Origin of the sequence: Enhydrobacter aerosaccus (genome assembly GCF_900167455.1) — a bacterium.
Taxonomy (GTDB): Bacteria; Pseudomonadota; Alphaproteobacteria; order Reyranellales; family Reyranellaceae; genus Reyranella; species Reyranella aerosaccus.
In genome coordinates, this window is sequence record NZ_FUWJ01000001.1 from 1266073 (window position 1) to 1280645 (window position 14573).

Consider the following 14573-nt stretch of genomic DNA (forward strand, 5'->3'; position numbering starts at 1 on the left):
AGACGATGCGATGGCGATGATCACCGCCGATCCCAAGGACGTGCCGCAGGTCGCTTCCTTTTCCTTCACTCCGGAGTACATGGAGAAGGTGAAGGGGCTGATTGCGCAGTACCCGCCGGGCCGCCAGGCCAGCGCCGTGATCGGCGTGCTGGATCTGGCGCAGCGCCAGCAAGGCTGGCTGCCGCGCGTGGCGATGGACGAGGTGGCGCGGCTGCTGGAAATGGCGCCGATCCGCGTCTACGAGATCGCGACCTTCTATACGATGTTCCAGCTCCGGCCGAAGGGTAAGTACCTGCTGCAGGTTTGCACCACGACGCCCTGCTGGCTGCGCGGCTCGGATGGCGTGATGAAGGCGTGCCGCGAGGCGGCCGACGACGTCACCTTCACCGTTCAGGAGGTCGAGTGCCTGGGCGGCTGCGTGAATGCGCCGGTGGTGCAGATCAATGACGATTTCTACGAGGATCTCGACGAGGCCTCGACCCGCAAGCTGCTCGACGCTTTCCGCCGCGGCGAGACTCCCAAACCCGGCCCACAGGTCGACCGCCAGGCTTCGGCGCCGATCGGCGGCCCCACGACATTGAAGGGTGAGTGAACCATGCTCGCCGACAAGGACCGCATCTTCCAGAATCTCTACGGCATCCACGACTGGCGCCTGGCAGGCGCTCGGGCGCGCGGTATCTGGGACAATACCAAGGCGATCCTGGACCGTGGTCAGGACGCGATCATCGACGAGATGAAGAAGTCGGGCCTGCGCGGCCGCGGCGGCGCCGGCTTCCCGACCGGCCTCAAGTGGTCCTTCATGCCGAAGGAAGTGAAGGATCGGCCGCATTACCTCGTGGTCAATGCCGACGAGTCGGAGCCGGGCACCTGCAAGGATCGCGACATCCTGCGGCATGATCCGCATACGCTGATTGAAGGCTGCCTGATCGCCTCGTTCGCCATGCGGGCGCATGCCGCCTACATCTACGTCCGCGGCGAGTTCTACAACGAGGCCCAGCATCTCAAGGCAGCCGTACAGGAGGCCTACGAGGCCGGATTGATCGGCAAGAATGCCTGCGGCTCGGGCTGGGATTTCGATCTCTACGTCCATCGCGGCGCCGGCGCCTATATCTGCGGCGAAGAGACGGCGTTGCTGGAGAGCCTGGAAGGCAAGAAGGGCATGCCGCGGCTGAAGCCGCCGTTCCCGGCCGGTGCCGGCCTGTATGGCTGTCCGACCACCGTCAACAACGTCGAATCAATTGCCGTGGCGCCGACCATCTTGCGCCGCGGTGCCAGCTGGTTCACGAGCTTCGGCCGCCCCAACAATGCCGGCACCAAGCTGTTCTGCATCTCCGGCCACGTGAACAAGCCGTGCAACGTCGAGGAGGCGATGAGCATCCCGTTGCGCGAGCTGATCGAGAAGCATGCCGGCGGCGTACGCGGCGGCTGGGACAATCTGCTGGCCGTGATTCCGGGCGGCGCCTCGGTGCCGGTCCTGCCGAAAGATATCTGCGATACCGTGCTGATGGACTTCGATGCCCTGCGCGAACAGAAGTCGGGTCTGGGCACCGCGGCGGTCATCGTCATGGACAAGTCGACCGACATCGTGAAGGCGATCGCGCGGCTGAGTTATTTCTACAAGCACGAGAGCTGCGGTCAGTGCACGCCGTGCCGCGAAGGCACCGGCTGGATGTGGCGCGTGATGGAGCGGATGGTGACGGGCGATGCCCGCATCGAGGAGATCGATGCGCTGGAGGACGTCACCAAGCAGGTCGAAGGTCATACGATCTGCGCGCTTGGCGACGCGGCCGCTTGGCCGATCCAGGGTTTGATTCGTCATTTCCGGCCCGAGATGGAGCGCCGCATCCGCGCGCGCACCCAGAAGCTGGCAGCCGAGTAGGGCGGGGAGCACACTATGCCCAAGATGAAGATCGACGGCATCGAGATCGAGGTGCCGGCCGGCATCACGGTTCTGCAGGCCTGCGAACTGGCGGGAGTCGAAATCCCCCGCTTCTGCTATCACGAGCGCCTGTCTATTGCCGGCAACTGCCGCATGTGCCTGGTCGAGCAGGAGAAGGCCCCCAAGCCGATCGCCTCCTGCGCCATGCCGGTTGCCGAGGGCATGGTGATCAAGACCGACACGCCGATGGTGCGCAAGGCGCGCAACGGCGTGATGGAGTTCCTGCTCATCAATCATCCGCTCGATTGCCCGATCTGCGATCAGGGCGGCGAGTGCGATCTGCAGGATCAGGCCATGGCCTTCGGCTTCGACCGCAGCCGGTATCACGAGAACAAGCGCGCGGTGCCGGACAAGGAACTGGGCCCTCTCGTCAAGACGTCCATGAACCGCTGCATCCACTGCACACGCTGCATCCGTTTCGCGACGGAAGTGGCGGGTGTCGAGGAACTCGGGGCGACCGGACGCGGCGAATCGATGGAAGTGACGACCTATGTTCAGCACACGCTGACGACGGAGTTGTCGGGCAACATCGTCGATCTGTGCCCGGTCGGCGCGCTCACTTCCAAGCCTTACGCCTACGAGGCCCGGTCGTGGGAATTGCGCAAGACCGAGTCGGTCGACGTGCTGGATGCCTTGGGCTCCAATATCCGCGTCGATACGCGAGGCGCCGTGGTCATGCGCGTGCTGCCGCGGCTCAATGACGACGTCAACGAGGAGTGGATCGGCGACAAGACGCGTCATGCGGTCGACGGTCTGCGTTACCAGCGTCTCGACCAGCCCTACGTCCGCAAGGGCGGCAAGCTCGTGCCGGCAAGCTGGGACGAGGCGTTCACGACCGTCGTCGACAAGCTGAAGGGCGTCGACGGCAAGAAGATCGCCGCCATCGTCGGTGACCTGTGCGACGCCGAGTCGATGGTCGCGCTCAAGGATCTGATGGCGGCGCTCGGCTCGCCCAACATCGATTGCCGCCAGGACGGCGCCAAGCTCGAGGCGGGCGTGCGCGGAGGCTATATCTTCAATCCAGGCATCCGTGGCATCGACCAGGCAGATGCCATCCTGCTGCTCGGAACCAACCCGCGCTGGGAATCGCCCGTACTCAATGCGCGTTTGCGCAAGCGCTACCTCACGGGCCGCTGCGCGTTTGCCAGCATCGGGCCGTCGGTCGACCTCACCTATCCCGTCGAGCGGCTGGGAGCCGGCCCCGCGACGCTGCGCGAACTGGCGGATGGCAAGCTCGGTTTCTTCGAGAAGCTGAAAGCGGCCAAGAACCCGATGATCATCGTCGGCATGGGGGCGCTGACCCGCGACGATGGCGCCGCCGTACTGGCGCTGGCGCGTGAGCTGGCGGAAAAGATCAATGCCGTGCGCGAGGACTGGAACGGCTTCGCTGTTCTGCATACCGCGGCGGCGCGCGTTGGCGGCCTCGATCTTGGCCTGGTGCCGGGAGAGGGCGGTCGCGACGTCGCCGGCATTCTGACCGGAGCGCAGAACAAGGAGATCGACGTGGTCTATCTCCTTGGCGCCGACGAGATCGATGTGCAGCAACTCGGCAAGGCGTTTGTGATCTACCAGGGCCACCACGGCGATCGTGGCGCCCACCGGGCCGACGTGATCCTTCCCGGCGCCGCCTATACCGAGAAGCCGGGTACCTATGTGAACATGGAAGGCCGGGTGCAGCTCGGTCTGCGCGCGACCTTCCCGCCGGGGGAAGCGCGCGAGGATTGGGCGATCATCCGCGCCTTGTCGGAGCGTCTGGGCAAGACTCTGCCCTACGACACGCTCGATCAGGTGCGCAGCCGCCTGGTTGCAACCAACAAGGTCTTCGCCGCGCTCGATCAGCAGGCGCCAGGCGCCTGGGGGCCGTTCGGCCAGGCGGGTGCCACGAACGACGCGGCCTTCGCCTCGCCGATCACGAACTATTACATGACGTGCCCCATCAGTCGGGCGTCGCGTACCATGGCGGAATGCATGGCGTCGCGGCAGCAGCTGCTGGCGGCGGAGTAGGGCATGTACGCCGATCTGATCCACTTCTTCACGACCCACTGGCTCGGCCAGGCCATCGTCATTCTTGCCGAATGCCTGGCGGTTACCGTGCCGCTCCTGGTGGCGGTCGCCTACATGACCTACGCCGATCGCAAGATCTGGGCTTCGATCCAGCTCCGGCGTGGTCCGAACGTCGTGGGCCCATTCGGCCTGCTTCAACCCTTCGCCGACGGTCTGAAGCTGTTGCTGAAGGAGACGATCGTCCCGTCGAGCGCGAATACCGTGCTGTTCCTGATCGCGCCCATGATCACCTTCATGACGGCGCTGATCTCCTGGGCGGTCGTGCCGTTCTCCGACGGCTGGGTAATCGCCAACATCAATGTCGGGATCCTGTACCTCTTCGCGATCTCCTCGCTTGGCGTCTACGGCATCATCATCGCCGGCTGGGCATCCAATTCGAAGTACGCGTTCCTGGGCGCGCTGCGGTCGGCGGCGCAGATGGTATCCTACGAGGTCTCGATCGGCTTCGTCCTGGTGACGGTGCTGCTGTGCGTCGGCTCGCTCAACCTGTCCAAGGTGGTGCTGGCGCAGGCCGGCTGGTTCTGGAACTGGTATTGGCTGCCGCTGCTGCCGATGTTCGTCATCTTCTTCATCTCGGCGCTCGCGGAGACCAACCGCACGCCGTTCGATCTGCCGATGTCGGAAGCGGAACTCGTGCAGGGATTCCAGACCGAATATTCGTCGATGCCCTTCGCCCTATTCTTCCTGGGTGAATACGCCAACATGATCCTGCTGTCGGCAATGGGCTCCGTGCTGTTCCTCGGCGGCTGGATGTCGCCCATTCCCTATGCGCCCTTCACCTACATACCCGGCGTAGTGTGGTTCGCGCTCAAGATCGCCTCGCTGCTCTTCGTCTTCAGCTGGACGAAGGGAACCCTGCCTCGTTACCGCTACGACCAGCTTATGCGGCTGGGCTGGAAGGTTTTCCTGCCCATCTCGCTGGGGTGGCTCGTGCTGACTGCGGCGGTGCTGCAGTTCGGCGGCCTGGTGCCGGGCAAATAGGGAGATTGCAGATGCCCTCTCTCGATCGCGCTGCGCGCACGTTTCTACTGGCCGAGGTGATCTCGGGCTTCGCCCTCACCTTGAAGTACATGTTCAAGCCGAAGGTTACGGTGAACTACCCGTACGAGCGCAGCCCGCTCAGCCCGCGCTTCCGCGGCGAGCATGCGCTGCGCCGGTATCCCAATGGGGAAGAGCGCTGTATCGCCTGCAAGCTCTGTGAGGCGATCTGTCCGGCCCTTGCCATCACCATCGAAGCCGAGCCGCGCGAGGATGGCAGCCGCCGCACCACGCGCTACGACATCGATATGACGAAGTGCATCTATTGTGGCTTCTGCCAGGAAGCCTGTCCGGTCGATGCCATCGTCGAGGGCCCCAACACGGAATTCACGACCGAGACCCGCGAGGAGCTGATGTACAACAAGGAAAAGCTGCTCGCGAACGGCGACCGCTGGGAGGGGACCATCGCGCAGAACCTCCGCGCGGATGCGCCTTACCGCTGATCGAGGCTGGGGAAGGGGAAACTCATGCTGCTCCAGGCTCTGGCCTTCTATCTGTTTGCGTTCGTGACCATCGCCGCCGGCGCCATGGTCGTGGCGTCGCGCAATCCCGTCTACTCGGTACTGTTCCTGATCCTCGCCTTCTTCAACGCGGCGGCTCTGTTCCTGCTGATCGGCGCCGAGTTCGTGGCGATGATCTTGGTCATCGTTTATGTCGGCGCCGTGGCGGTGTTGTTCCTGTTCGTCGTCATGATGCTCGACATCAAGGTCGCCGAGCTGCGTGAAGGCTTCTTGAAGTACGCGCCGATCGGATCGTTGATCGGGATCGTTCTGTTGGCCGAGATCCTGTTGGCGCTGGGTGTCTTTGGTGGTGGTTCGCCGACTATCGCGACCCTCAACCAGGCCGGTGCCCATGTCGGATCGGTCGAGAACACCCGGGCCATCGGCCGGGTGCTCTACACTCAATATTTCTTCCTGTTCCAGTCGGCGGGCGTGGTGCTCCTGGTGGCGATGATCGGCGCCATCGTGCTTACGCTGCGTCGCCGGCCCGGCGTGCGGCGGCAGCGCGTCGCCGAGCAGCTCTACCGGCCCAAGGACCAGGCCATCGCCGTGGTCAAGGTGCCGACGCGCGGAGGCGTGTCATGATCATCGGCCTTGGCCACTACCTGTTCGTCGCCTCGGTGCTCTTTACCTTCGGCGTGCTGGGTATCTTCCTCAACCGAAAGAACGTCATCGTCATCCTGATGTGCGTCGAGCTGATGCTGCTCGCGGTCAACATCAACCTGGTGGCCTTTTCGGTCTTCCAGGGGAACGTGGTGGGGCAGATCTTTGCCATGCTCGTCCTGACCGTCGCCGCCGCGGAAGCCGCCATCGGGCTGGCGATCCTCGTCGTCTATTTCCGCAATCGCGGTACGGTCGAGGTCGAAGACATCAACGCGATGAAGGGCTAGGGGCCGGGGACGCATCATGGATCTTGCCGTCAAGCTCATCGTCTTCCTGCCCCTGGTTGCCGCAGCGATTGCGGGGCTATTCTGTCGCGTCATCGGCGACCGGCCGGCGCAGGTCGTCACCTCGGCCGCCCTGCTGATTGCCGCGGCGCTATCGATCTTCGTCTTCGTCCGCATCGGCTTCGGGCCGGAGGACGGCAAGATGATGGTCGTCAAGCTGTTCGACTGGATCGGCTCGGGGACACTGGACGTCGCCTGGTCGCTGCGCGTCGATACCCTGACCGCGGTGATGCTGATCGTCGTGACGGGCGTGTCGTCGATGGTCCACGTCTACTCGATCGGCTACATGGCCGATGACCCGTCGATCCCGCGCTTCATGTCGTATCTCAGCCTGTTCACCTTCTTCATGCTGATGTTGGTGACGTCCGACAATCTGGTGCAGCTCTTCTTCGGCTGGGAAGGCGTCGGCCTCGCATCGTATCTGCTGATCGGCTTCTGGTACGACCGCCCGTCGGCGAACGCGGCGGCGATGAAGGCCTTCATCGTGAACCGCGTCGGTGACTTCGGCTTTGCGCTCGGGATTGCCGCAGTATGGATGCTGTCTGGCTCGGTCGGCTTCCACGAGATCTTCGCCAAGGCACCCGACATGGCCCAGATGCGCATCCAGTTCCTGGGCATGGATCTGCCGGCTCTGGAGACCGCCTGCATCCTTCTGTTCATCGGCGCCATGGGCAAGTCGGCCCAGCTTGGGCTGCACACCTGGCTGCCGGACGCGATGGAAGGTCCGACGCCGGTGTCGGCCTTGATCCACGCCGCGACGATGGTGACGGCCGGCGTCTTCATGGTCTGCCGCCTGTCACCCCTGTTCGAACTCGCTCCCGTGGCCTCTCAGGTCGTCACGCTCATCGGCGCCGCCACCGCTTTCTTCGCGGCAACGATCGGGCTCACGCAATTCGATATCAAGCGGGTCGTGGCCTATTCGACCTGCAGCCAGCTCGGCTACATGTTCTTCGCCGCAGGCGTCGGCGGCTATTCCGCGGCGATGTTCCATCTGATGACGCACGCTTTCTTCAAGGCGCTGCTGTTCCTGGGCTCCGGCTCGGTGATCAATTGCCTCCATCACGAGCAGGACATGCGCAAGATGGGCGGCGTGAAGGAAAAGGCGCCGCAGACCTTCTATCTGATGTGGATCGGCACCCTTGCGCTCTCGGGGATCGGCGTGCCGTACATTCTCGGACACGGCATCGGCTTCGCCGGCTTCTACTCGAAGGATTCGATCCTGGAGGCGGCTTATGCCGCCGGTACGCAGGTCGGCTATATCGCCTACTGGCTGGGCATCATCGCCGCGTTCATGACCGCATTCTATTCGACGCGCCTGATGTTCCTGACCTTCTACGGCAAGTATCGCGGCGATCATCACACGTGGGACCACGCGCACGAATCGCCGGCGGTCATGCTGATCCCGCTTTACGTGCTCGGCATCGGCGCGCTGTTGTCCGGTCTGGTCGCCTATCCCTGGTTCGTGGGCGAGGACTGGGAGCATTTCTGGAGCCATTCGATTGCCGTGAAGGCAACCGAGGGCGTGCTGCACGGCATGCATCATGTGCCGGAGTGGAGTTCGCTGCTGCCGCTGGTCATGGGCATCGCCGGCATTGCCCTGAGCTACCTCTATTACATCGCAATGCCAGGTCTTCCGGCGAAGACGGTCGCGACCTTCTCGGGGCTGTATCGCTTCTTCTTCAACAAGTGGTACTTCGACGAACTATACGACGCGATCTTCGTCCGTCCGGCGCTGGCGCTGGGCCGCGTGTTCTGGAAGGTGGGCGACGGCGCGCTGATCGACGGGCTGGGGCCGGACGGTATTGCCGCACGCTCGCGCGAGCTGGCCGGCGCTCTGAGCCGTTTCCAGAGCGGGTATCTTTATCACTATGCGTTTGCCATGCTGGTCGGGGTAGCGGCTGCCGTGACCTACTTTAGCTGGCTGAGGTAGGAACGATGTCGAGCTGGCCGATACTGTCGCTTGTGACGTTCCTGCCTCTGGCGGGCGCGTTCTTCTGTCTCATCGTCAACGGTCCCAAGGAAGCGGTGGATCGGAACTGCCGCAGCGCAGCGCTGATCACCTCGCTTGTGACATTCCTGATCTCGCTCGTCCTGTGGGCGCAGTTCGATCCCGCCAAGGCTTCGTACCAGTTCGAGGAGAAGCTGGCTTGGGTGCCGGCCCTGAACATCGGCTACCACATGGGCATCGACGGCATTTCGCTGTTCTTCGTGCTGCTGTCGACGCTGCTGACCCCGATCTGCATCCTGGCCAGCTGGGAGTCGGTGCAGAACCGCGTCAAGGAATACATGATCGCGTTCCTCGTGCTCGAGACCTTCATGGTCGGCATGTTCTGCGCGCTCGATCTGGCGCTGTTCTACGTCTTCTTCGAAGGCGTTCTGATCCCGATGTTCCTGATCATCGGCGTGTGGGGCGGGAAGCGGCGCGTCTATGCCGCCTTCAAGTTCTTCCTCTACACGCTGCTGGGCTCGGTCCTGATGCTGCTGGCGATCATCGCCATCTACTCGCAGGTGGGCACGACGGACCTGCCGACGGCGATGGAGAAGCTCGATCTGCCGTTCCGCTGGCAATGCTGGCTGTGGCTGGCCTTCTTCGCCTCCTTTGCCGTCAAGGTGCCGATGTGGCCGGTCCACACCTGGCTGCCCGATGCGCACGTCGAGGCGCCGACGGCGGGCTCGGTCATCCTGGCCGGCGTGCTGTTGAAGATGGGTGGCTACGGCTTCATCCGCTTCTCGGTGCCGCTGATGCCGGAGGCGACGCAGTACTTCGCGCCATTGATCTTTGGCCTCAGCGTCGTCGCGGTCATCTACACCTCGCTCGTGGCGCTGGTGCAGGAGGACATGAAGAAGCTGATCGCCTACTCGTCGATCGCCCACATGGGCTTCGTGACGATCGGCATCTACGTCATGAACATGCAGGGCGTGCAGGGATCGATCTTCCAGATGCTGAGCCACGGCATCGTGTCGGCCGCGCTCTTCCTTTGCGTCGGCGTGGTCTACGATCGCATGCATACGCGTGAGATCGATGCCTATGGCGGCCTGGTCCACCGCATGCCGCGCTACGCCTTCGTGTTTCTGTTCTTCACCCTGGCGAGCGTGGGCTTGCCGGGCCTGTCCGGGTTCGTGGGCGAGTTCCTGGTGCTGGTCGGCACCTTCAAGGCCAATACCTGGGTCGCGTTCCTGGCGGCCACGGCCTTGATCCTGGGCGCGGCCTACGCCCTGTGGCTCTACCGCAAGATCATCTTCGGCGAACTCACGAAGTCGTCGTTGAAGGCAATCCTCGACATGAACGGGCGCGAGATCGCCGTCTTCCTGCCGCTGGTCCTGATCACCTTGTGGATGGGTATCTATCCCGCATCGTTCCTCGATCCGATGGCGCCGGCGGTGGACAAGCTGATCGGCGATTACAATGCGGCCATCAAGCTGGCCCATACTGCGTCGTTGAAGCCGTGAGCGGCCAGGAGTGACGAATATGCCTATCGGTCTCGAATCCTGGACGCTGGCCCGGCCGGAAATCTTCCTGGCGGCCGTCACTGCCTTGCTGCTGCTCTATGGCGTGCTGCGGGGAGAGACATCCGCGGCGTTCGTGTCGGTCGCGACGACGGTCGCGCTTCTCGTGACGGCCGTGCTGATCTTCACGCCCTATCGCGAAGGGACGGCATTCTCCTCGTTGTTCATCGTCGACCGCCTGACCGCGACCATGAAGGTCCTGATGCTGATCGGCGCGGCGATCACGATCCCGATGTCGCGGGCCTATTTCGAGCGCGTGAAGGTCTGGCGCTTCGAATATCCCATCGTTGTGTCTCTGGCCGCTCTCGGCATGATGCTGATGATCTCGGCCAACGATTTGATGTCGCTCTATGTCGGGCTGGAACTGCAGTCCCTGTCGCTCTACGTGATCGCGGCGTTCCAGAGGGATTCGATCCGCTCCACAGAGGCAGGCATCAAGTATTTCGTCCTGGGCTCGGTCGCGTCCGGCATGCTGCTGTTCGGCGCCTCGCTGATCTATGGCTTCTGTGGCGGCACGGCCTTCGTGCAGATCTCGCGCGCGCTGCTCGAGGGCAAGGCGGGCGAGATCGGCGTCATCGTCGGCCTGGTGTTCGTGGTCGCCGGCCTCGCCTTCAAGATTGCGGCGGTCCCGTTCCACATGTGGACGCCGGACGTCTACGAAGGGTCGCCGACGCCGGTGACCGCCTTCTTCGCTGTGGCGCCCAAGATCGCCGCTTTGTCGCTGACGATCTCAGTGTTGATGGGGCCGTTCAAGCCGCTGTTCCCGCAGTGGCAGCAGATCATCGTCGTCGTGTCCGTGCTGTCCATGGCGCTGGGCGCGTTCGCCGCGCTGCGCCAGCCCAATATCAAGCGCCTGATGGCTTATTCGTCGATCGGCAATGTCGGCTATATTCTGCTCGGCGTGGCGGCTGGCAGCGAGAAGGGCATCCAGTCGGTGGTGTTCTACCTCGGCATCTATCTGGTGATGACCCTGGGCTCCTTCGCCGTGATCCTGCTGATGAAGCGGCGCGACATGATGGTCGAGCAGGTCAACGATCTGGCGGGCCTCGGCCGTACGCATCCGATGCTGGCCTTCGCCATGATGGTCTTCATGTTCTCGCTGGCCGGCATTCCGCCGCTGGCCGGGTTCTGGGCCAAGCTCTACGTCTTCATGGCCGCCATCGAGGCCAAGCTGTTCTGGCCGGCTGTGCTGGGCGTTCTGGCGTCCGTCGTGGCCTCGTACTACTACCTCCGCATCGTGAAGGTGATGTATTTCGACGAACCCGCAGAGGCGCTCGATGCATCGGCCTTTGGCGTGAACCGGGCGATCGCCTTCGTGGCGGCAGTGATCGTGGCGGCCTTCTCGCTGGCGCCGCAGCCGCTCAGCCTCGTCGCGGCGGCGGCGGCAAAGGGCCTGTTCCCGTGATGTCGGCGCCCGTCCTCCCGGACGGGTGGACGCTGGTCGCGCTCGATAGCATCGGAAGCACCAACGATGAGGCGTGCCGACTGGCCGACAGCGGCGCCCCGGAAGGGACGGTGGTCTGCGCCCGGGAACAGACGGGCGGCCGTGGCCGCCGTGGCCGGCGCTGGGCCTCTCCGGTCGGGAATCTCTACAGCTCGACCATCCTCCGTCCCGACTGTCCCGCGCCGCGGGCTGCGGAGCTCGGCTTCGTCGCTGCTTTGGCGGTCGCCGACATGATCACGGACGGCCGCGATGTCCGGGTCAAATGGCCGAACGATGTTCTCGTCGACGGCGGCAAGGTGGCCGGGATCCTGCCGGAGAGCTCGATTGGTCAGGACGGCAAGGTCGAGTATGTCGTGATGGGCATCGGCGTTAATGTGACCTTCGCGCCGCAGCTTCCCGAGATGCGTTATCCCGGCGCCATGCTGGGCGGCACGGTCGAGGGCGCTCTCGAGAAACTCGCCGCGGGCCTGGCAAGGCGCATGCGGCAATGGCGGCGGGAAGGCTTCGAGGAGATCCGCCGCGCCTGGCTCGACCGGGCCGGTCCGATCGGCCTCGAAGTCGATGTCAAACTCGGGCAGGAGCTCGTGCGCGGGCATTTCTGCGGCATCGATCGTGACGGTGCCCTGCTGCTGGAGACGCCGACCGGTCCGCGCAAGATCGTGGCCGGTGAACTGTTGGGCCGGAGTGCCTAGGGGAGAACAGTCATGCTGCTCGCCATCAATGCCAACAACACGAACGTCAAATTCGGTGTCATCGACGGCGACAGGATCATCGGCGAGTGGCGCCAGCATACCTCAGCGATGCGTACCGCCGACGAGCATGCCGTCTGGTTGGTCCAATTGATGGCCATGGAAGGGATCGAGACCAAGGCCATCACAGATGCCATCATCGCCAGTGTCGTGCCGCAGGCGACGTTCAACCTGCGGCGACTGTGCACCCGCTATTTCGGCTGCACGCCGCTCGTGCTGGGGGAGCCCAACATCTCCTACGGCATCCAGATCAAGGGCCAGGGAGCGGGAGCGGATCGAATCTGCAACACGATCGGCGCCGCGGTTCTCTTTCCAAAGACGCCGATGATCATCGTCGATTTCGGCACGGCCACGACCTTCGACGTCGTCGATGAGGAGGGCAGCTATTGCGGCGGCGTCATTGCGCCCGGCATCAATCTCAGCATCGAGGCGCTGGTCAATGCCACCGCGCTCCTGCCGCGCATCGTGGTCGAGAGGCCGGCCCACGTCATCGGCACGAACACCGTGGAGTGCATGCATGCCGGCGTGTTCTGGGGCTATGTCGGGCTGATCGAGGGCATCGTCGCGCGCATCAAGGGTGAGTTCGGCCGGCCCATGCGCGTGATCTCGACCGGCGGCCTGGCGCCGGTGTTCGATGGCTCCACCACCGTGATCGAGCAGATCGTGCCGGACATCACCGCGCGGGGCCTGATCGAGATCTATCGCCGCAATCGCAAATGACCGTTCCCGGCGCCGACGAACTGTTGTTTCTCGCCCTCGGTGGGGCGGGCGAGATCGGCATGAACCTCAACCTCTACGGCCATGCCGGCAAGTGGCTGATGGTGGATCTCGGCATCGCCTTTGGAGACGACACCACTCCAGGCATCGACGTCGTGATGCCGGATCCGGCCTTCATCGAGGAACGACGGGACGATCTGGCGGGCATCGTGCTGACCCATGCGCACGAGGATCACCTAGGCGCAGTGGCCGATCTCTGGCCGCGGCTGAAGGCGCCGGTCTATGCCACGCCGTTCGCCGCCTCGGTGCTGCGACGCAAGCTTGTCGATGCCGGATTGGTCGATGCGGTTCCGGTCACGGAGATCGCGTTAGGCGCCAAGTTCACCGTGGCGCCGTTCGAGCTCGAAATGATCACCATGACGCATTCGATTCCCGAGCCGAATGCCCTGGCGATCCGGACCAAGCTCGGCACCGTGTTCCATACCGGTGACTGGAAGATCGACCCCGAGCCGCTGCTCGGTGAAGTGACGGACGAAGCGACCCTGAAACGCATCGGCGAGGAAGGGGCTCTCGCCATGATCTGCGACAGCACCAACGTCTTCGTCGAAGGCGAGGCGGGCTCCGAGGCGACCGTGCGCGCCAACCTCGAGAAACTGGTGAAGACGCGCAAGTGCCGCGTCGCGGTGACCTGCTTCGCCTCCAACCTCGCCCGCGTGGAAAGCATCGCCAAGGCTGCAGTCGCCGCCGGTCGCCATCCGGTGCTGTCGGGACGGGCACTGCAGCGCATGGTCGAGGCGGCCCAGGAATGCGGCTATCTGCTCGATTTTCCGGCCTGCGTGACGGAAAGCGAAGCCGGCTACCTGCCACGCGACAAGGTTCTCTTCATCTGCACCGGCAGCCAGGGTGAGCCGCGCGCCTCGATGGCCAAGATCGCCAACGGGGAACATCGCGATATCGTCCTGGAAGAAGGCGACACGGCAATCTTCTCCGCCCGCGTCATTCCCGGAAACGAGCGGCCGGTCGGGCGCTTGCAAAATGCCCTGCTGGCGCGCGGCGTCGAAGTCGTCACCGATCGGGACGAGCATATCCATGTCTCCGGCCATCCAGCCCGCGACGAGCTGGTCAAGGTCTATCAATGGGTCCGCCCCAGGATCGCCATTCCCGTCCATGGCGAGGTGCGCCACATGGTCGAGCACATGGCGCTGGCGAGGGCCTGCCAGGTGCCGGAGACCGTGCTGGCGCCCAATGGCACGCTCGTCCGTCTCGCGCCCGGGCCGGCTATCGTGGTGGATCATGTCCATGCCGGCCGGCTGGCACGCGATGGCGACGTCCTGGTGGCGGTCGAGGGCGGAGCCCTGCGGGAGAGGCGGAAGCTTCTGTGGAATGGCGCCGCGTCGGCGACCCTGGTCGTCGACCGGCAGGGCCGGCCGGTTGCGCCGCCCAAGATTTCCTTGCGCGGGGTCTCGGATGAGGAGGACGAGCTGATCGAGGCGATCGCGGCGGCCTTGAAGGAGATGCTGGCCGATTTGAGCGGCGCGGAGAGGCGGGACGACGGGCGAATCGAGGAGGCTGCCCGGCAGACGGTCCGGCGCGTCGTGCGCGCGCACCTCGGCAAGAAGCCGTTGACGGACGTGCACATCGTCCGCATCTAAACCCGCGTGACAGGCG

General features: G+C 64.2%; 13 protein-coding genes. All 13 read left to right on the top strand.

Annotated elements, in window-relative coordinates:
• Nucleotides 1–10: 10 nt before the first annotated feature.
• The 13 genes from B5D62_RS05970 to B5D62_RS06030 are packed head-to-tail and all read left to right on the top strand — an operon-like array spanning nt 11 to nt 14557.
• A complete protein-coding gene (locus B5D62_RS05970) occupies nt 11–592 on the top strand; it encodes a complex I 24 kDa subunit family protein (RefSeq protein ID WP_085932859.1) in 582 nt (193 codons plus the stop codon).
• Between the two features lie 3 nt (nt 593–595).
• Nucleotides 596–1879, top strand: coding sequence for an NADH-quinone oxidoreductase subunit NuoF (gene nuoF, locus B5D62_RS05975; protein ID WP_085932860.1), 1284 nt, complete (start codon nt 596–598; stop codon nt 1877–1879).
• Between the two features lie 15 nt (nt 1880–1894).
• Complete coding sequence (gene nuoG, locus B5D62_RS05980) at nt 1895–3943, top strand: NADH-quinone oxidoreductase subunit NuoG (RefSeq protein WP_085932861.1); 2049 nt, start codon at nt 1895–1897, stop codon at nt 3941–3943.
• A 15-nt stretch (nt 3944–3958) separates the two neighbouring features.
• Nucleotides 3959–4984: an NADH-quinone oxidoreductase subunit NuoH gene (gene nuoH / locus B5D62_RS05985; protein ID WP_231714766.1), complete on the top strand. Its 1026-nt coding sequence runs from the start codon at nt 3959–3961 to the stop codon at nt 4982–4984.
• A gap of 11 nt (nt 4985–4995) precedes the next feature.
• Nucleotides 4996–5484 carry an NADH-quinone oxidoreductase subunit NuoI gene (gene nuoI, locus B5D62_RS05990; RefSeq protein ID WP_085932863.1) on the top strand — a complete coding sequence of 163 codons (489 nt, stop codon included), beginning with the start codon at nt 4996–4998 and terminating at the stop codon, nt 5482–5484.
• A gap of 24 nt (nt 5485–5508) precedes the next feature.
• Nucleotides 5509–6126 (top strand): NADH-quinone oxidoreductase subunit J, encoded by a 618-nt coding sequence (locus B5D62_RS05995; protein WP_085932864.1) that lies wholly within the window; start codon nt 5509–5511, stop codon nt 6124–6126.
• Nucleotides 6123–6431, top strand: a complete 309-nt coding sequence (nuoK, locus tag B5D62_RS06000; protein WP_085932865.1) for an NADH-quinone oxidoreductase subunit NuoK — start codon at nt 6123–6125, stop codon at nt 6429–6431. The genes B5D62_RS05995 and nuoK overlap by 4 nt, the downstream gene beginning before the upstream one ends.
• A gap of 16 nt (nt 6432–6447) precedes the next feature.
• On the top strand, nt 6448–8418 hold the full coding sequence (nuoL, locus tag B5D62_RS06005; RefSeq protein ID WP_085932866.1) for an NADH-quinone oxidoreductase subunit L: 1971 nt from the start codon (nt 6448–6450) through the stop codon (nt 8416–8418).
• 5 nt (nt 8419–8423) lie between these two features.
• Nucleotides 8424–9938, top strand: a complete 1515-nt coding sequence (locus B5D62_RS06010; protein ID WP_085932867.1) for an NADH-quinone oxidoreductase subunit M — start codon at nt 8424–8426, stop codon at nt 9936–9938.
• 19 nt (nt 9939–9957) lie between these two features.
• Entirely contained in the window at nt 9958–11400 is a 1443-nt protein-coding gene (nuoN, locus tag B5D62_RS06015; protein WP_085932868.1) for an NADH-quinone oxidoreductase subunit NuoN, read from the top strand.
• Complete coding sequence (locus tag B5D62_RS06020) at nt 11400–12131, top strand: biotin--[acetyl-CoA-carboxylase] ligase (protein ID WP_085932869.1); 732 nt, start codon at nt 11400–11402, stop codon at nt 12129–12131. Before nuoN ends, B5D62_RS06020 begins: the two co-directional genes overlap by 1 nt.
• Nucleotides 12132–12143: 12 nt before the next feature.
• Complete coding sequence (locus tag B5D62_RS06025) at nt 12144–12908, top strand: type III pantothenate kinase (protein WP_085932870.1); 765 nt, start codon at nt 12144–12146, stop codon at nt 12906–12908.
• Nucleotides 12905–14557 (top strand): ribonuclease J, encoded by a 1653-nt coding sequence (locus B5D62_RS06030; RefSeq protein WP_085932871.1) that lies wholly within the window; start codon nt 12905–12907, stop codon nt 14555–14557. Before B5D62_RS06025 ends, B5D62_RS06030 begins: the two co-directional genes overlap by 4 nt.
• The last annotated feature ends 16 nt before the right edge of the window (nt 14558–14573 follow it).